Genomic DNA, 16,081 nt, shown 5'->3' with positions numbered 1-16,081 from the left:
TGGGCGGCGCAGGCCTACGACAGCAGCACGACACCCGCTGGCAAACGGGTCACGTGGGCGCCATACGCGTCACGGATCAGGCGTTCGGCGTCCGCCACCTGCGCCAGCGAAAAGCGCGCCTGCACCAGCCGCCTGCCCAGTTGTTCGTTCATCAGCACCAGGCGCCCCCGCCGATAGCGGTTCAACTCGTCCACCACCTGCGCCAGCGGCTGCTGGTTGAACACCAGCCAGCCCTGCCGCCAGGCGGTCACGACAGCCGGATCGACCTGCACGGGCGGCATCACCCGGCTGTCGTCGTAGCGCAGTTCACGGTTGGCCACCACGTCAAACACGCCTTGCTCGTGCGCCAGGCGCACCACACCCGACAGGCAGCACAGGCGCGCCTCGCCCCCGATGTACCGGACGTTGAACACCGCGTCCTTCGCGGTGATCCGGCCTTTGCCCGCCACCACGACGGCGGCCTGCCCCCCGCTGCGGATTTCGGCCTCCCCGTCGGCCAGCTCAATCACTGCGCCGTCGCCCCCGCTTGCGACATTGATGCGGGTCAGCGTGTTCATCTGCACGTCCAGCGCATCGCCCAGCGCCACGAGCCGCTGTTCGCCTGCCGCCGTCCGGTAATCCGCACCCAGCGTATCCAGGCCGGGCCACAGGCCCAGCGGCGGCTTGAAAGCCAGATACGCCGCCGACGCGGCCAGCGCTCCACCCAGGAACGCGCGCCTGCCGGTCATCAGCGGCTTGCCCGCTCCGTTGCGCGCCCGGTTGCGTGTCCGGTTGGGTGTCCGGTTGGGTGTCCGGTTGCGCGTCCGGTCATGCGCCCCCTCGGCCACCACCGCCTGCACTGCGGGCCCCAGGTCCTGCCACAGCTGCTTTTGCGCGGCAAAGGCCGCCTGACGCCGCGGGTCGGCGCGCAGCCACTCCCGGAACGCCTGGGCATCGGCCTCGGTTGCCCGCCCGGACGTCAGCGTCAGCAGCCAGGCCCGCGCCTCGCGCGCCGCCACGTCTTGGTTATGGTTGCTTCCGGGCATGCTCATCGTCAGTGCCATGGTTCTTCATCCCCGCCCGCGGCAAGGCCGGACGTTTCCGCCGTCCCTTTGCCCGCCACAAGCAGTTCCCGCGCGCAGTGTTCCAGCGCGCGCTTGAGTTCTTTGGAGACGATGCGTTCCGACACGCCGTAGCGCCGCGCGATTTCCGCGTGGGGCAATTCGTGCACGCGTGCGGCCAGCAGCATCTGCTGCGTGCGTTCGGGCAGCTTGCGCAGCGCGCGCTCGAAGGCATCCACCTGGCTGCGGCCCTGCGCAATGCGCGCGGGGTCCGCGGCCTCGTCCGTGATGTGAATCAGTTCGCTGATCTCTACCCCCGTCAGCAGCCGGGAGTCCCTGCGGCGCTGGTCTTCGGCGATATTCAGCGCCACGCGGAACAGATACGCCGCAGGCTGCTGGATCGACGAACTGGCGGGCAGGTCATTGACCTTCAGAAAGGCTTCCTGCATGGCGTCATGCGCCAGGTCTTCCGAACCCAGGCGCCGCTTGAGCTGATTGCGGAAATCGTTGTAGCGTTCCAGGAACAAGGACCGCAGCGAAGTTTCCGGTTTGCTATCCCGCACGGCCGGCTCCCGAAACCGCCGCGCACTCGGCTGCCCCGCGCGGCTCCAGCAAGACGGTCAGCGGCTGCGGCATGCCGGCAGGCAACGGGCCGATCACCACGCCGCGCAAGGCTGCCTCCAACCTGCCGTCCAGCGCCGGCGACCCGGTCGTCGCCACCCAACCCACGCGGCTGACCCGCCAAGCCTTGTCGAACCACAATTGCACCAGGGCCCGATAGCTGCCCGGCTGCGTCCCGGCCGCCTTGCACAAAGCGCGCTTGATGGCTCCCTGGACCACAGCCGCGTAAGGCGTATCGCGCAAGCGCTTGCCAGACCGCGGCGGGGTGGCCGCCTCTTGTTCCGTGGAAACCAGCGTGAACGACTGCGCGCTGGCATAGCGGATCGCCAAGGGCGACCCCGCCAGCAGCTTGCGCAGGGCATCGCCGGGTGTGTAGTTGCCGATCACCGCAGGAGCCTGCCGGCCGGCCGTCAACGTGCTGTCCACCAGCACCGTCAGCCCGCTGGCCAGGCTGTATTCGACCAGCGCCTGTGCCAAGGGCTGCGCCGAGATGGCAAACGCGATGGGCTTGGGCGGCGGCTCCGCGCGGCCCGCGGCCGCCAGCGTGAACAGGCCCAAGGCCAGACAGGCGCGCAGCGCGGTGCCGCAGCCCCTGAAGGCGCCGCTCATGAACGTGACCGCAATGGGGAAGTGCCTGACATGGCCGCAACACCAGGCGCCTCGGCGCCCGCCCTTACAAAAGCCGCCATGCTAGAGGCGCCGAATGACGCATTCGTGACACCTTTGCCGCACCGCCCCTGCCGCCGACACGCAATGGTCACCTGCGCGGCCGCGCCCGTCCCTATACTTGATGGATCACATCGGCCGCCTCCGGCCGGCATTGCTCAAGGAGCGCGCATGCGCACGGTGCCCCTGGCCGCAGGCCGCATTGTTCTGCTATGCCTGACGGCCGCGCTGGCTGGGGCCCCCTCGTGGGCGGCCGAGCCCCAAGCGCCTGCCGCCCCAGCGCCAGGCGTGCAGAAACCCGCCGCGCCCGGCGGCGCTTGCATCGATACGGAAGTCAATGGATATCGGGCGCTGTCCTACGATTGCCTGAACCAGAAGATGGCGCCTGACACGCCGCACCGGCCGGCAACCGGACTGGAGTCCGAAGCCGTCACGCAACGCCCGCCCAACCAGATGGGCCTGCCCACGCCCGCCACGATCCGCAACCGCATGGGCAACACGTTCGGCACGTCGGCCTATCCGCAGCGGCCGCAGCCGTAGCGGCCGGGCCTCAGCCCAGGCGCGTGATGAAGTAGATCTTCTTGACGAACTGGTCCACTTCCCAGCGGCCGGTATAGCCTTCCGGCATGACAAAGGCCTCGCCCACGGTCAATTCGTGCACCGTGCCGTCCGGGTCGACCAGGCGCGCCGAACCTTCGACGATGTAGCCGAATTCGATGTAGCCCGTGGTGTTCGACTGGAACACGCCCGCGGTGCTTTCCCATACGCCGGCTTCGGCCTTGCCCGCGTTGCCCTCGAAGGCGGTCACGGTCAGAAAGGCCGCATCACCCGAAATCGGACGGCGGGGTTTGCCGGGCACCGGATCCTTCAGCGGGCCGGCATCGATGCGGACAAGCCGCGACTGGTCATGTTTCATGGGACACCTATGGATATTGTTGTGCGGTTTCCAGACGACGGCGCTCAATGCGCGGCCACCACCAGCACCTCGGCCATGGCCCGGCTGACGGTGCGCATGCGGTGCGGCAGTTCGGAATCGAAATAGACCGAATCTCCGGTCTCAAGGCGGAACTGGCGTTCGCCCACATGGACTTCGATGGCGCCCTTGAGCACCAGCAGGAATTCTTCGCCCGGATGCGGAAAGACCGCGGTCGCGTCCGGAAAGTCGCGCGGCGGATGCACCACGAAGGGTTCCATCGCCTTGACCTTGCGGCGCCCGGCCAGCGATTCATAATGATATTCGCTGCCCAGCCCGCCACGTTGCAGGGCCTCGCGGTCCGCCACGCGGACCACGCTGACCACTTCGTCCTGCGCGGCGTCATCCGTCCCCACCAGCTGTGACACGCCCACGCCGTAGGCCTCGGCCAGCCGCAGCACGGTCGAAATCGACGGCTCGCTCAAGCCGCGTTCCAGCTTGGATAGATAGCTTTTAGTCAGCCCCGTGCGTTGCGCCAGCTGTTCCAGGGACAGGGTTTGCTGACGGCGCAGGGTACGGAGGCGGTGGGGCAGGTCGATCATGGGCAGTGGGTCGAAAATCCGACCGGTAAGCATGCCCGAAACCGGCCCCGCCGTCGAGCCGCCCTACCCCGCCGGCTTGCGTTGCCTCAGGCCAGCACGTCGGCATGCGTGCGCAACGCACGCCGGGCGTAGTACGAAAATCCCACTTGGGAACGTTTGGGCGTCAGGATCCAGTCATGCGCCTCGTGGCCCAGCGCCGGCGGAATCGGCTGGATCTTGCCGGCCGACATCGCCAGCAGCTGCATGCGCGCGGCGCGCTCGAACTGCAGCGCCAACACGCAGGCTTCTTCCACCGAACCCGCGGCGATCAGCATGCCGTGGTGCGACAACAGGATGGCGCGCTTATCCCCCAGCGCCGCAGAGATGATCTCGCCTTCCTCGTTGCCCACCGGCACGCCCGGCCAATCCTTCAGGAACGCGACGTCGCCATACAAGGGGCAATTGTCCATGTGCGAGATTTCCAGCGGCACCTCCAGCATGGACAGCGACGCCACGTGTAGCGGGTGCGTGTGGATGATGCAGTTCACGTCCGGCCGCGCGCGGTAGATCCAGGAATGGAAGCGGTTGGCCGGGTTGGGCATGCCGCCGCCTTCCTGCACGCGCAGGTCTTCGTCCACCACCAGCAGATTGCTGGCCGTGATCTCGTCAAAGCCCAGACCCAGCCGCTGCGTGTAGTACCGGCCCGGCTCCGCCGCCCGCGCCGTGATCTGCCCGGCGAGCCCGGAATCGTGGCCGCCGTCGAACAGGATGCGGCAAGTCAGCGCCAAGCGCTCGCGCAGACTCCATTGCGGCGTGTCGAACTGACGCTGCATCTCGGCTTTCGCGCGCGCAATCAGTTCGTCTTTTCCCAAGTGCATCGTATCGCTCATCATGTCTCCGTCATGCCGTTTCCATCAACGGCGTAAATCCCGGCAAAGCGCGGATGCGCGCCAGCCAGGCAGTGATATGGGTAAAGGCGGACAGGTCGTAACCGCCCTGCTCTGCCATGCTGGTGTAGGGGTAGAGCGCCACGTCGGCAATCGTCGGCGCGTCGCCCACCAGGTACGTCCGGCCATTCAGATGCGCGTCCATCAGCGCCGCCGCTTTCATGCCGATGGCGCGCCAGGCGACCATCGCCGGATCATCCACGGCCGCGGTCTGACGCAGGTGGATCAACAGCCGCGGCTGGGCGAAGGCATGCATATGCTGGGTCTGCTCGAAGCTCAGCCAGCTGCTGACCTGCGCTTGCGCCAGCCGGTCTTCGGGCAGCCAGGACGTGCCTTGGGCCAGATACCACAGGATTGCCTGGGACTCGGCCAGCCATTCGCCCTCTGGCGTCAGCAAGGCCGGGACCTGCCGCCATGGGTTGATGCGCGCAAACGCATCGGTCTCGAGGTCGCCCTGCACAATGTCGAAGGTCCGGCGCGCAAGCGGCAAGCCCATGAAACCGCAGGCCAGCCGGATCTTCCAGGCGTTGCCCGAACGCAGCGTATCGGCCAGTTCCAGCGGCTTGCCCGCCAGGGGATGCATCGTCTGAGTCATGCGGTCAGTCCATTTTGATGTTGGCGCGTTTCACGATCTCGGTCCACTTCGTCTTTTCACCGGCGATGAAATGCTGATACTCCTGCGGCGTCCCCGTGTACAACTGGGTGCCCTGCGCCGCCAGCCGCTCTTTCAGTTCGGGCGAGGCCAGCGTCTTCTGTAACGCCGCGTTCAATGCAGCCAGCACCTCGGGCGGCGTGCCCGCCGGCGCGAAGAAAGCGTTCCACGAACTTATCTGTAGCTGTGCATCGCCCACCTCGGTGCTGGCCGGCACGGCAGGCGCCGACGGCAGACGCTTGTCGGCCGCCACCGCCAACGCGCGCAGCTTGCCGGACGCCACGTGCGGCATGATGACCGGGCTGGCGTCCATCACCACATCCACTTGCTCGCCAATGGCGGCATTGACCGCTTCGCTGCCGCTCTTGAACGGGACGTGCACGATGTCCAGGCCCGCCGTCAGCTTCAGCAGCTCCAGCCCCAGATGCGGCGAACTGGCGTTACCCGCCGACCCGAAATTCAAGCGCGCCGGATTGGCTTTGGCGTACGCCACGAACTCGCTGAACGACGCCGCCGGCAAGCCCGCCCGCACCGCCAGCACATAGGGCGACCCCGACACCATGCCCACCGGCGCGAACTTGTCCGCGTCATAGCTGAGCTTGCTGTAGATCAGCGGGTTCACCACTTGCGTGCCGACCGTGCCCATGAAGATCGTATAGCCATCGGCCGGTGCGGTGGCCGCCACCTGCGCGGCGATCATCCCGCCCGCACCGGGGCGGTTTTCGATCACGATGCTCTGGCCCAGTACGTCTCCCATGCCCTTGCCCACCTGGCGCGCCACGATATCCGTGATGCCCCCGGCCCCAAACGGCACCACCAGCCGAACGGGCCGCTCCGGAAACGCCGCGTGCGCGCCTGCCCCCATTCCCGCCGCCAGCGCCAGCGCGGCCACCTTGCTCAGAACCTTCATGCCATTCCCCTTGACTGGGCCGTGTCAGCCCTAATGACACGAAGTGTCCTATAGAGCATTGATTTTCCGCAAGGACAATGTGATTGGGGAAATCCCTGAGTAGCAACAATATAGTTCGCCTTTTTCGCCGAAGTTCGCCTTTTCACTGAATCCCGCAACTACGGCCAACTCGCACGTATTGTCACCAAAAGCCGCAGCTACGTCTTCGAATCGAATGACCTTAAGCTGCACCCTGAGCCCGATGTCACTGTCAAAAAGGGCGGATGGAATATGTGTCTTGGCAGGTCTGCCGTTGCGCTGGAAAAGTATCGCTAGCAGCGGCACGCGCGCTGGAAGCTTCCTCCGCAGTTACTTCGCCAGCTAAGCGCGCCGGGAGAAGCTCTTCTCAAATTGCGTGAGGCTGTCTGAACTCGCGACTAAACTATCCACTACCCACTCCGTATCAGATGTCGCGAGGTTCAGATGCGTAGATCCGATCAGCTACGGCTTAAGATGACGCCTGAGTTCCGTGCGCTCTTAGAACGCGCGGCTGCTCTGGACGGCTGCACCGTGAATGAATTTGCAGTCAGTGCTCTGGTCCACGCCGCCCATGTCGTCGTCCAGAATAGGGACGTCATTCCTTTGTCCAAGGCGGCTCAGAAGGCCTTTGCGCGAGCGTTGATCGACCCACCGCCACCAAACGAAGCGTTGGTTCGAGCCTTTGTGCGAGAACGGCAAATGTTCCGAAAGCCAAAATAGCGACTTTTCAGACGGGGTCAGTCTAACTGCTCCGGTTGGCGCCAGCGACAGTGATCTGTTCGTAACAGGGTCGCCCAGCGGAGAGATGCCGGAGGCGGACATGCACAGGGACGCCGCTGATAATCATGTACCCGGCGAAACGTCTCCACCGGGCAAGGGCATAGTGCGGGCCATTTTGGGTCCGGATGCATTCAACGCCCGGGCTTCAGGGTTGCTGTTCACTCACTAAAACCTGTGTCGATTGCGTCCGCGTCAACAATCTCACCAAAGTTAACCCAGTAGATAAACCGCTGCACTCCACGCGCTGGGACTTTTCTGCGACCGCTCTCGGCCAGAAGCGGTCGCCCACAACTGTCGTTTCAGTGACTGCTTTTACTCTCAGCGCTGGCGCCCTCGCATCCCGGGCGATCCAATCAGGGAGCCAAAGGCATCAGAACCCTGCTTTCGAGCAAGTCCCTGTTCTCCACCAGCCAATGCTTAAGTCGATCAATATCATTGCCCGTACTGGGCCGTGCTGACCTTTTCCATCCAATCCACCGACTTCCCATCTAGGGATTCAGCGATTGCAATGTGGCTCATGCCGACTGACGGACTGGCTCCGTGCCAGTGCTTGACGCCCGGTGGAATCCAAACGACGTCGCCCGGGCGGATCTCCTGCACGGTATCGCCCCATTTCTGTACTCGCCCCACACCTGACGTAATGATGAGCGTCTGGCCCAACGGATGCGTATGCCAAGCTGTGCGTGCGCCAGGCGCAAAGGTAACAACGCCTCCCCCCACGCGCGCGGGCGCAGCGGCTTGAAAGCGCGAATCCACAAACACGGATCCGGTGAAGTTTTGCTCCGCACCCGCGCTGCTTGGGTTGGAACCGACCCGCGTGACGTTGATCGGCTCCTGTTCGGCCGCATAGACGGCCGACGCGCCAAGGGACAAGGCAAGGGCTGCTGCGGGGAGTTTCATGTTCATCCTTTCTGAAATCTCTTTGATTGGTTCATGGTATTTGCTTGATTTCCTTGTTCATTTCATTTTTTTCAGAACAAGGCTGACCACGGCCCGTCAAATGTCGAGCTGACGCTCGCTCATCCACTTCACCATGGCCGGATCCCGGTGCGAGAAGAAGCTGCTTTCGCCAGTCTCGAGCTGGGCGATGCGGGCCATGTCAGCTTCATCCAGGGTGAAGTCGAGCACTCTCAGGTTCTCTTCCATCCGTTCCTTACGCACCGACTTGGCCAGCGCCACAATCCCGCGCTGCGTCACCCAGCGCAGCACGACCTGCCCCACCGATTTGCCGTGCTTGCGGCCGATGTCCACCAGCGCTTCGTTCTGGAACAGGTTGTTGCGACCTTCGGCGAACGGCGCCCAGGCCTCAGCCTGCACGCTGTTCTCACGCATGAAGGCCACGCTTGCTTCCTGCTGAAGGAACGGATTGACCTCCACCTGGTTCACCGCCGGCACGACATCGTTGAAGCCGATGATGTCCATCAACCGGTCGGGATGGAAGTTGCTGACGCCGATAGCTCGAACCTTGCCGGCCTTCAGGGCGTCTTCCATTGCGCGCCACGACCCATGCACATCACCGAATGGCTGGTGGATGAGGTAGAGGTCGAGATAGTCCAGCTGCAAACGACGCAGCGATTTGTCTATAGCTTGCTGGGTGCGCTCATACCCAGTGTCTTGCACCCAGAGTTTCGTCGTCACGAAGAGGTCGGCGCGCGGGACGCTGGCATTCTTGATGCCCCGGCCAACCGCCTCCTCGTTCAGGTAGGACGCCGCCGTGTCGATCAGCCGATAGCCGGTGTCGATGGCCTCGATCACGCAGCGCTCGCATTCCTGCGGGTCAGGAATCTGGAAAACGCCATAGCCAAGGATGGGCATCACGACGCCATTGTTCAAAGTGACTTGTTGCATGGTTAGCTCCTATGTTTTTGGGACGCCGCCGAGCCAGCTGGTCACGCGCTCCATCGTTCGCCGCTCCTGGTCCATCTCCATGACGAAGCCATCGAGCAACCGCGCCCTCGGCGCATCGCTTGCCAGCACTGACTTGCTGTTCCCAGGCCCGTAGCCGCCGTGGGTAATGAAGGGGATCAGGGCCTTTCCGGACAGGTCGTGCGCGGACAGGAAAGAACGGACCACTGGGGGCACGGTCGTGCCCCAGATGGGAAAGCCGAGAAACACCGTGTCGTAGCCCGCGATGGCGGGCACCGTCGCCTCCAGAGGCGGCCTGTAGCCGCTCTCGGTCTCCTTGCGAGCTTGCTCGACCGTTTGCTCGTAGTCTTCTGGATAGGCACTCCCCGGCCGGATCTCGAACAGATCGGTGCCACGCGCACGATGAATCAGACCGGCGACGACGCGCGTATTGCCCGATCGTGAAAAATAGACCACCAGTGTCCGCGAGCCCAGCTGTCGCATCTCACCGCCCTGAGCGTTCGATGCCGTGGTCGCGGCTCCCAGGGGAAGCGCCACAAGCGCAGCCATCACCGTACGTCGAGTCGAATCATGGGCGACAGTCATCCAAGCCTCCTTGATGTCATCGACCCACGCGGGCCTGCAACGCGGCCGGATAGCGGTCGCCTTGAATTTTCACGTCCGCCAAGGCCTGCGCGATCCTGTCCAGATCGGTGATGGACAGTTCGACGGAGGCTGCGCCAAGGTTCTCTTCCAGGCGATGTAGCTTGGTGGTTCCAGGGATAGGCACGATCCAAGGCTTTTGCGCCAGCAACCAGGCGAGTGCGATCTGCGCGGCCGTGACACCCTTGTCCCTGGCGATCTGGCCGAGCAAGTCCACCAAGGCCTGATTCGCCCGGATAGCCTCCGGCGAGAAGCGCGGCACTTTGCTGCGAAAATCGTCGCTGCCGAAAGTTGCGCCGTCCTTGATAGCGCCCGTCAGGAAACCCTTGCCCAACGGACTGAAGGGGACGAATCCGATGCCGAGCTCTTCCAAGGTCGGCAAGACGTCTCGCTCCGGCTCGCGCCACCACAGCGAATACTCGCTCTGCAAGGCGGTGACCGGCTGCACAGCGTGCGCGCGGCGGATCGTCTGTACGCCCGCTTCCGACAGGCCGAAGTGCTTGACCTTGCCTTCGGCGATCAAGTCCTTGACTGTGCCGGCGACATCCTCGATGGGCACGTCGGGATCAACCCGGTGCTGGTAGAGCAAATCGATCACGTCGGTCTTCAAGCGCTTGAGAGAACCTTCGACGGCCCAACGGATGTGCTCGGGGCGACTGTTGAGGATCTGCTGCTTGTTGTCGTCGCCGAAGGTAAAACCGAACTTGGTGGCGATTACGACTTGGTCGCGCACAGGGGCCAGCGCTTCGCCCACGACCTCCTCGTTGAGGTAGGGGCCGTACACCTCCGCCGTATCGAAGAAGGTCACACCGCGATCGACTGCGGCGCGAATCAGCGATACCGCCTGACCGGTATCCATTGCCGGCCCATAGCCGTGGCTCAAACCCATGCACCCTAACCCGAGGGCTGAAACTTCCAACGTGCTATTTCCAAGTTTCCGCTTTTGCATATGTCTTACTCCTTCAAACGCGCCCGTCCAATATGACCCACCAGAGTTCGCCATACGGCCGGACAGCTGGCGGCATCGCTACATCAGCGAATGTAGCCATCATGTCTAGCCCGCACTAGAGAGTAAAATCTGCAAATACTTATGAGGTGAACTCATAGATGGCGAAAAACAGCTACAACGACCTGTTGGCGTTCATTGCGGTCGCGCGAGAGCAAAGCTTCACGCGGGCCGCCGCCCAACTCGGCGTCTCCCAATCGGCATTGAGCCATCTGATTCGCGCTCTTGAGGCCAAGATGGGCGTTCGCCTGTTGACGCGCACCACCCGGAGCGTTTCGCCGACAGAGGCCGGGGAACGATTGATGCAAAACATCGCTCCCCGATTCCAGGAAATCGAGGCCGAGCTGTTGGCCGTCGGAGAACTGCGGGACAAGCCGGCCGGCACGATCCGCATCACTGCCAGCGAGAACGCTGCCGACACCGTGCTCTGGCCCAGGCTTGCGAAAGTGCTTCCCGAGTACCCACTGATCAAGGTCGAGATCAACGCGGAATCACGCTTTGTCGATCTCGTCGCGGAGCGCTACGACATGGGCGTGCGCCTCGGCGGCGATCTGGCCCGGGACATGACCACGGTGCGTATCAGCCCCGACTTGCGTTTCGTGATCGTCGGCTCACCCGCCTACTTCGCCAAGCGCTCCCTTCCCTTGAAACCGCAGGACCTGGCCGACCACGACTGCATCAATCTGCGGCTGATGAGCCACGGGGAACTCTACGCGTGGGAGTTCAAGAAGGGCAAACAGCAGATCAGCGTTCGAGTCGATGGGTCGCTTGTCTTCAACCGGACCCAGCCCATCCTTCAGGCGGCGCTGGCCGGCTTTGGCCTTGGATACCTGACCGAAGAGATGGCTGCCCCCTATATCGCGAAGGGCCGCCTGCGTACGGTCCTCGCGGATTGGTGTCCGACGCTTCCTGGATACCATCTCTATTACCCCAGCCGCCGGCATCTGTCCCGAGCAATGACCGTGCTGATCGACGCATTGCGTCACCCCGAGAAAGAGGTGTGACCTATATGGCCCTGGAGACTTTCAGCGATGTTCTCGCCTTTATTCATGTCGTGCGAGAAGGCAGTTTCACTCGGGCGTCCGCCCTGCTTGGCGTATCGCCCTCTGCCTTGAGCCATGCCGTTCGCGGCCTCGAATCCCGGCTGGGCGTCCGACTGCTGACGCGCACCACTCGCAAAATTGCGACCACCGAAGCGGGCGAACGCCTGTTCAACAGTGTGGCGCCTCGTTTCGACGACATCGATGCCGAGGTGGCGGCCGTCAAGGATCTACGCGACAAGCCGGTGGGAACCATCCGCATCACGTCCGCCGAACATGCAGCAACCAGCGTTCTCTGGCCCAAACTGTCCAAGGTCATGCGCGACTATCCCGACATCAACGTCGAGATCAGCATCGACTACACGATGGCGGACATCGTCTCCCAACGCTTTGACGCTGGCGTTCGAGTGGGAGACCAAGTCGCCAAGGACATGATCGCTGTACGCATCAGCCCGGACCTGCGCATGGCGGTGGTGGGCTCGCCCGAGTACTTCGCCGCACGGTCCACACCCCGCTCGCCCCAGGAACTGACTCGACACGATTGCATCCGGCTGCGACTTCCAACGCACGGAGGCTTCCTTCCTTGGGATCTTGACCGGGATGGCGAAGAGGCCAAGTACCCCGTCAGTGGCCAATGGGTGTTCAACAACAGTTCCTCCATTGCCCGGGCAGCCTTGGCGGGCTGTGGGTTGGCCTACGTTCCGGAGGATATGGTGTTGGAGGATATCGCCGCGGGGCGGCTTATTCGTGTGCTGCAAGACTGGTGCAGCCCGTATCCGGGGTACCACCTTTACTACCCAAGCCGACGCCAGTCCTCCGGCGCTTTGGCAGTTGTTGTCGAGGCCTTGCGACATCGCGCATAGCCAGTTCGCGGCTCCGCGTCATTTATGAGTTCACCTCAGTAGTGAATGCGGAATCAGGGGCTTAATCGAAGCGTCCGCATCACGTAGCATTTTCAGCTCCCAGAAAGGAAAGGCAAACCCAAGCCCTCATCCGGCGTTTTGCCTTTCGCCGACACCATGCCGCCACCCCTGGCCGATATGCATGCCGGCCAATCCGAGCAACGGGATGGAGCTGTCACCGATGATTCAAAAAAAGCCTGCTTACAAGCCTGCGATTAGCACGTTGGGTGTTGTGATGGCACTGACTTCCGGGCTAACGCTCGCACACGGTCATGCCACTGCAAAAACTGAGGCAACGCAAGCGATGCCCGCACAAGCCGCCTCGGATACCTTGTCCGCGAAACAGCAGGCCGTGCCCCTGATCGCCGCCTTCATGGCCGCAAGCGATATGCCCCAATTGAACACGGCCTTGAACCAAGGGCTTGACGCCGGCATGACCATCAGCGAGGCCAAGGAAATCCTGGTGCAGCTGTATGCATACGTCGGCTTTCCTAAAAGCCTTAACGCGCTTGGCGAACTCCTGAAGGTGGTCGAGGCACGCAAGCAACGCGGGATTCAAGACGCACCGGGACGCGAACCTGGCCGCGTCATTCCCACCGGCGATGAACTGATAGCGGTAGGCAAGGCCAATCAGACCCGCATCTCGGGCGCGCCGGTGACAGGCCCCGTCATGGACTTTGCCCCCATCATCAATCAATTCCTGCAAGCCCATTTGTTCGGCGACATCTTCGAGCGCGACAACCTCGACTGGCAGAGCCGCGAATTGGCCACTGTCGGGGCGCTGGCGGCTACGCCCGGCGTGGAAGCGCAGTTGCGTTCGCACATGCGAGCCAGCATGCGAGTAGGCTTGACGGCAGCGCAGTTGCGCCAGTTGACCCAGATTCTGGCTGAGCGCGGCGACAAACAGGCCGCGGAGCGTGCGGATGCGGCCTTGACTCAGGCCCTTGCCGCGACCTCGGGGCGCTGAACATGAACCTCACCAAAACCCTGCTCGCGTGCATCGCGCTGAGCTCGATGACGGCTTGCACAGCCCTTCCCGGCAGCCCACGCAATGCCAGCGGTCCGCTTGTCATCCAGGAACAAGGCAGCTTCGCTGTCGGCGGACGCGTCGTGCAGAAGCCTGGGCTGTACGACAACAACAAGCCAACCGCCGAAGGGCAGACATACCACGGCGACCACCTCTACGCCTTCTATCAAGTCCCGCAGAACCCCAGACCGCTGCCCTTGGTCATGCTGCATGGTGCATACCAATCGGCGCGTAGCTGGGAAACGACGTCAGACGGCCGTGAAGGTTTTCAGACCCTTTTTCTGCGTCGTGGTTTTCCGGTTTATCTCGTCGATCAGCCTCGCCGCGGTCGCGCCGGCAATAGCACCGTGGCAACCACGATCGAGCCCACCCCCTTCGATCAACTGTTCTTCGATCAATTCCGGATCGGCAAATGGCCAAGGTACTTCGACAACGTTCAGTTCGACCGTAAGTCTGAAACGCTGGACCAATTCTTCCGTTCGGTCACACCCAATACCGGTCCTTTCGATGCCGGAGTGATTTCGGACGCCATGGCCGCGCTGTTCGAAAAGACGGGGCCCGGCATCCTGATATCGCATTCTCAGGCAGGCGGACCGGGGTGGTTGACCGCGATCAAAAGCAAGAACGTCAAGGGAATCGTCGCCTTGGAACCCGGTAGCGGGTTCATCTTCCCTGAAGGAGAGCTTCCCCCCGCGATGCCAAGTGCGGCAGGGACGCTTAGGCCCGAGGCCGTGCCGCTGGCAGACTTCGAGAAGCTCACGCGCATCCCGATCATCATCTATTACGGCGACAACTTTCCGACCGAGCCGACCACGGAGCGCGGACAGGACAACTGGCGGGTGCGCCTGGCCATGGCCCGCCTTTGGGTCGCCGCCATCAACAAACATGGTGGCGACGCGCAGCTCGTGCACCTGCCGGAAGTCGGCATTCGGGGCAACACACATTTTCTGATGTCCGACCTGAACAACATCCAGATCGCCGATCTGGTGTCACGGTTTCTTGCCGCGAAAGGTCTGGATTAACAAGCGCGCAACTGCAGCCTGATGCATCGCCTAGGCATTGGGAAATCGGCCCAGCTTGCGCAACACCAGCCTCCGCAATCAACAACATTGGAAATTGAGATGAAAGATCCATTTATCAGCAGAACCCGACGCGATTTTCTCGGCGCATCCGCGTTCGCTGTCACCAGTGCAATCATAGGAGTTCCAATAATGAGCGCCACCGCCGTCGCGGCCGACTACAAGAAGAATCCCTTTACGCTGGTCTACGCCGGCGCCCTCTCGAAGAATGAACCGGGCAAGGTCAATATTCATCCGGTCAAGTACAAGCTGAACGACCTGGATATCGTTGCCAACGTCTACACCCCGTCGAACTACGATGCGCAGAAGAAATATCCCGCAATCGTCGTGGCCCATCCCAATGGCGGCGTGAAGGAGCAGGTCGCTGGCCTGTATGCCCAGCACCTGGCCGAACTTGGCTACATTACGATCGCGATGGATGCCGCCTATCAGGGCGGCAGTGGCGGCGAGCCCCGCAGCACGGACAAGCCGCAATTCCGCATAGAGGACATCCACGGCGCAGCGGACTTCATCACTCAGTACCCGGGTGTTGATGCCACACGCCTGGGGCTACTCGGCATTTGCGGCGGAGGCGGCTACTCGTTGTCCGCGGCAAAGTCCGACAAGCGTTTCAAGTCGATCGCGACCATCAGCATGTTCAACTCCGGCCGAGTTCGTCGGAATGGCTTCGCCGATTCTCAACTGAACACGATCCAACAGCGCCTGAAGCAAGCGTCCGAAGCACGCGCCCAGGAAAAGGCAGGAGGAAAGATCCCGTACTCCGGCGACGCCGACATGACAGATGCACAGATTGCCGCGCTGCCGTTCGAAATGTATCGGCAGGGCTACGAGTACTACTGGAGAACGCACGCCCACCCCGGCTCTACCTTCAAGTACACGACCAGCAGCCTGTTGGATCTGATGCGCTGGGATGCAACCGAACAGATCGAATTGATAGACCAGCCCTTGCTGATGATCGCCGGCAGTAAGGCGGACAGCCTGTATATGACCGAAGAAGCCTTCCCGAAGGCCACGGGAACCAACGACAAGCAACTGTTCCTGATCGAAGGCGCGACCCACATCGAGACCTACTGGGTTCCCAAGTATGTGGATGCCGCGCTCGGTCAACTCAAGCCGTTCTACGCTCGAACCCTGTGATCGTTAACAGCACGGGGTGAGGATCCGAAAGGTCCCATTCACCCATGTGCAAGCGATCTGAAGCGATTTTCACATGCGTCCTATCGACGCCGCCGTAGAAGTTGCCGACGATCGCCTTCACTGGGTAGCAGTCATTCGTAGACAGACAACCAATGGCCGTTATGGGTCGAAATCTGTCGTTCGGCGTCTAAGTTTCGGGCGGCGACCAACGATCGGCTACTAGCGTGTTGCCACGCAAAGACAGCCCTCCTTGC

At 62.7% G+C, this 16,081-nt stretch carries 19 protein-coding genes; 7 read left to right on the top strand and 12 right to left on the bottom strand.

Translation table 11 applies throughout. The features are described 5' to 3' along the window. Positions 1–14: 14 nt before the first annotated feature. The 3 genes from AC27VE_RS08245 to AC27VE_RS08235 are packed head-to-tail and all read right to left on the bottom strand — an operon-like array spanning position 15 to position 2,270. The gene (locus AC27VE_RS08245) at positions 15–1,043 is read right to left on the bottom strand and encodes a FecR family protein (RefSeq protein WP_088590890.1); all 1,029 of its coding nucleotides are present in this window, start codon (positions 1,041–1,043) and stop codon (positions 15–17) included. Then, a complete protein-coding gene (locus AC27VE_RS08240; RefSeq protein WP_088590889.1) occupies positions 1,034–1,603 on the bottom strand; it encodes an RNA polymerase sigma factor in 570 nt (189 codons plus the stop codon). Before AC27VE_RS08240 ends, AC27VE_RS08245 begins: the two co-directional genes overlap by 10 nt. Next, complete coding sequence (locus AC27VE_RS08235) at positions 1,593–2,270, bottom strand: STN domain-containing protein (RefSeq protein ID WP_488703548.1); 678 nt, start codon at positions 2,268–2,270, stop codon at positions 1,593–1,595. The genes AC27VE_RS08240 and AC27VE_RS08235 overlap by 11 nt, the downstream gene beginning before the upstream one ends. 228 nt (positions 2,271–2,498) lie before the next feature. Here AC27VE_RS08235 and AC27VE_RS08230 point away from each other — a divergent pair, with 228 nt between their 5' ends. Beyond that, positions 2,499–2,867, top strand: coding sequence for a hypothetical protein (locus AC27VE_RS08230; RefSeq protein ID WP_488703547.1), 369 nt, complete (start codon positions 2,499–2,501; stop codon positions 2,865–2,867). A 10-nt stretch (positions 2,868–2,877) separates the two neighbouring features. On the opposite strand, the gene AC27VE_RS08225 is transcribed toward AC27VE_RS08230, so the two are convergent. The 5 genes from AC27VE_RS08225 to AC27VE_RS08205 form a co-directional block, all read right to left on the bottom strand. After that, positions 2,878–3,243: a cupin domain-containing protein gene (locus AC27VE_RS08225; protein ID WP_006222026.1), complete on the bottom strand. Its 366-nt coding sequence runs from the start codon at positions 3,241–3,243 to the stop codon at positions 2,878–2,880. Positions 3,244–3,287: 44 nt separating this feature from the next. Then, positions 3,288–3,842: a helix-turn-helix domain-containing protein gene (locus AC27VE_RS08220; RefSeq protein ID WP_006222027.1), complete on the bottom strand. Its 555-nt coding sequence runs from the start codon at positions 3,840–3,842 to the stop codon at positions 3,288–3,290. Positions 3,843–3,928: 86 nt separating this feature from the next. Then, positions 3,929–4,711, bottom strand: coding sequence for an aldolase (locus tag AC27VE_RS08215; RefSeq protein ID WP_006222028.1), 783 nt, complete (start codon positions 4,709–4,711; stop codon positions 3,929–3,931). 10 nt (positions 4,712–4,721) lie between these two features. After that, positions 4,722–5,363 (bottom strand): glutathione S-transferase family protein, encoded by a 642-nt coding sequence (locus AC27VE_RS08210; protein WP_006222029.1) that lies wholly within the window; start codon positions 5,361–5,363, stop codon positions 4,722–4,724. 4 nt (positions 5,364–5,367) lie between these two features. Continuing rightward, on the bottom strand, positions 5,368–6,330 hold the full coding sequence (locus tag AC27VE_RS08205; protein ID WP_427958945.1) for a Bug family tripartite tricarboxylate transporter substrate binding protein: 963 nt from the start codon (positions 6,328–6,330) through the stop codon (positions 5,368–5,370). 462 nt (positions 6,331–6,792) lie between these two features. On the opposite strand from AC27VE_RS08205, the gene AC27VE_RS08200 reads away from it, so the two are divergent. Beyond that, positions 6,793–7,068 carry a type II toxin-antitoxin system TacA family antitoxin gene (locus AC27VE_RS08200; RefSeq protein WP_488703546.1) on the top strand — a complete coding sequence of 92 codons (276 nt, stop codon included), beginning with the start codon at positions 6,793–6,795 and terminating at the stop codon, positions 7,066–7,068. 492 nt (positions 7,069–7,560) lie between these two features. Here AC27VE_RS08200 and AC27VE_RS08195 read toward each other — a convergent pair whose 3' ends face one another. The 4 genes from AC27VE_RS08195 to AC27VE_RS08180 all read right to left on the bottom strand — a co-directional run bounded on the left by AC27VE_RS08195 (position 7,561) and on the right by AC27VE_RS08180 (position 10,585). Then, positions 7,561–8,028, bottom strand: a complete 468-nt coding sequence (locus AC27VE_RS08195; protein ID WP_488703545.1) for a (R)-mandelonitrile lyase — start codon at positions 8,026–8,028, stop codon at positions 7,561–7,563. 96 nt (positions 8,029–8,124) lie between these two features. Further along, positions 8,125–8,976, bottom strand: coding sequence for an aldo/keto reductase (locus AC27VE_RS08190; RefSeq protein ID WP_488703544.1), 852 nt, complete (start codon positions 8,974–8,976; stop codon positions 8,125–8,127). 9 nt (positions 8,977–8,985) lie between these two features. Next, positions 8,986–9,579, bottom strand: a complete 594-nt coding sequence (locus tag AC27VE_RS08185) for a flavodoxin (protein WP_488703543.1) — start codon at positions 9,577–9,579, stop codon at positions 8,986–8,988. 16 nt (positions 9,580–9,595) lie between these two features. Next, complete coding sequence (locus tag AC27VE_RS08180; RefSeq protein WP_488703542.1) at positions 9,596–10,585, bottom strand: aldo/keto reductase; 990 nt, start codon at positions 10,583–10,585, stop codon at positions 9,596–9,598. Between the two features lie 158 nt (positions 10,586–10,743). Between AC27VE_RS08180 and AC27VE_RS08175 the strand changes: the two genes are divergently transcribed. The 5 genes from AC27VE_RS08175 to AC27VE_RS08155 all read left to right on the top strand — a co-directional run bounded on the left by AC27VE_RS08175 (position 10,744) and on the right by AC27VE_RS08155 (position 15,827). Continuing rightward, entirely contained in the window at positions 10,744–11,646 is a 903-nt protein-coding gene (locus AC27VE_RS08175; RefSeq protein ID WP_488703541.1) for a LysR family transcriptional regulator, read from the top strand. 5 nt (positions 11,647–11,651) lie between these two features. Continuing rightward, positions 11,652–12,545: a LysR family transcriptional regulator gene (locus tag AC27VE_RS08170; protein ID WP_488703540.1), complete on the top strand. Its 894-nt coding sequence runs from the start codon at positions 11,652–11,654 to the stop codon at positions 12,543–12,545. A gap of 181 nt (positions 12,546–12,726) precedes the next feature. Next, complete coding sequence (locus tag AC27VE_RS08165) at positions 12,727–13,551, top strand: carboxymuconolactone decarboxylase family protein (protein WP_488703539.1); 825 nt, start codon at positions 12,727–12,729, stop codon at positions 13,549–13,551. Positions 13,552–13,553: 2 nt separating this feature from the next. After that, the gene (locus AC27VE_RS08160; RefSeq protein ID WP_488703538.1) at positions 13,554–14,633 is read left to right on the top strand and encodes an alpha/beta hydrolase; all 1,080 of its coding nucleotides are present in this window, start codon (positions 13,554–13,556) and stop codon (positions 14,631–14,633) included. 189 nt (positions 14,634–14,822) lie between these two features. Continuing rightward, the gene (locus AC27VE_RS08155; RefSeq protein ID WP_488703537.1) at positions 14,823–15,827 is read left to right on the top strand and encodes an alpha/beta hydrolase; all 1,005 of its coding nucleotides are present in this window, start codon (positions 14,823–14,825) and stop codon (positions 15,825–15,827) included. Positions 15,828–16,081 lie beyond the last annotated feature (254 nt).

The organism is Achromobacter sp. 18P8.1.1, from assembly GCF_057799415.1.
The sequence above is the reverse complement of the archived record's forward strand: the minus strand, read 5'-3'. Positions and strand labels throughout refer to the sequence as shown.

What these genes read in the sequence shown, in the direction of transcription:
- AC27VE_RS08245 (WP_088590890.1), bottom strand. Translation starts at nt 1,043, where the DNA reads ATGGCACTGACGATGAGCATGCCCGGAAGCAACCATAACCAAGACGTG.
- AC27VE_RS08235 (WP_488703548.1), bottom strand. Translation starts at nt 2,270, where the DNA reads ATGAGCGGCGCCTTCAGGGGCTGCGGCACCGCGCTGCGCGCCTGTCTG.
- AC27VE_RS08230 (WP_488703547.1), top strand. Translation starts at nt 2,499, where the DNA reads ATGCGCACGGTGCCCCTGGCCGCAGGCCGCATTGTTCTGCTATGCCTG.
- AC27VE_RS08225 (WP_006222026.1), bottom strand. Translation starts at nt 3,243, where the DNA reads ATGAAACATGACCAGTCGCGGCTTGTCCGCATCGATGCCGGCCCGCTG.
- AC27VE_RS08220 (WP_006222027.1), bottom strand. Translation starts at nt 3,842, where the DNA reads ATGATCGACCTGCCCCACCGCCTCCGTACCCTGCGCCGTCAGCAAACC.
- AC27VE_RS08215 (WP_006222028.1), bottom strand. Translation starts at nt 4,711, where the DNA reads ATGAGCGATACGATGCACTTGGGAAAAGACGAACTGATTGCGCGCGCG.
- AC27VE_RS08210 (WP_006222029.1), bottom strand. Translation starts at nt 5,363, where the DNA reads ATGACTCAGACGATGCATCCCCTGGCGGGCAAGCCGCTGGAACTGGCC.
- AC27VE_RS08205 (WP_427958945.1), bottom strand. Translation starts at nt 6,330, where the DNA reads ATGAAGGTTCTGAGCAAGGTGGCCGCGCTGGCGCTGGCGGCGGGAATG.
- AC27VE_RS08200 (WP_488703546.1), top strand. Translation starts at nt 6,793, where the DNA reads ATGCGTAGATCCGATCAGCTACGGCTTAAGATGACGCCTGAGTTCCGT.
- AC27VE_RS08195 (WP_488703545.1), bottom strand. Translation starts at nt 8,028, where the DNA reads ATGAAACTCCCCGCAGCAGCCCTTGCCTTGTCCCTTGGCGCGTCGGCC.
- AC27VE_RS08190 (WP_488703544.1), bottom strand. Translation starts at nt 8,976, where the DNA reads ATGCAACAAGTCACTTTGAACAATGGCGTCGTGATGCCCATCCTTGGC.
- AC27VE_RS08185 (WP_488703543.1), bottom strand. Translation starts at nt 9,579, where the DNA reads ATGACTGTCGCCCATGATTCGACTCGACGTACGGTGATGGCTGCGCTT.
- AC27VE_RS08180 (WP_488703542.1), bottom strand. Translation starts at nt 10,585, where the DNA reads ATGCAAAAGCGGAAACTTGGAAATAGCACGTTGGAAGTTTCAGCCCTC.
- AC27VE_RS08175 (WP_488703541.1), top strand. Translation starts at nt 10,744, where the DNA reads ATGGCGAAAAACAGCTACAACGACCTGTTGGCGTTCATTGCGGTCGCG.
- AC27VE_RS08170 (WP_488703540.1), top strand. Translation starts at nt 11,652, where the DNA reads ATGGCCCTGGAGACTTTCAGCGATGTTCTCGCCTTTATTCATGTCGTG.
- AC27VE_RS08165 (WP_488703539.1), top strand. Translation starts at nt 12,727, where the DNA reads ATGCCGGCCAATCCGAGCAACGGGATGGAGCTGTCACCGATGATTCAA.
- AC27VE_RS08160 (WP_488703538.1), top strand. Translation starts at nt 13,554, where the DNA reads ATGAACCTCACCAAAACCCTGCTCGCGTGCATCGCGCTGAGCTCGATG.
- AC27VE_RS08155 (WP_488703537.1), top strand. Translation starts at nt 14,823, where the DNA reads ATGAGCGCCACCGCCGTCGCGGCCGACTACAAGAAGAATCCCTTTACG.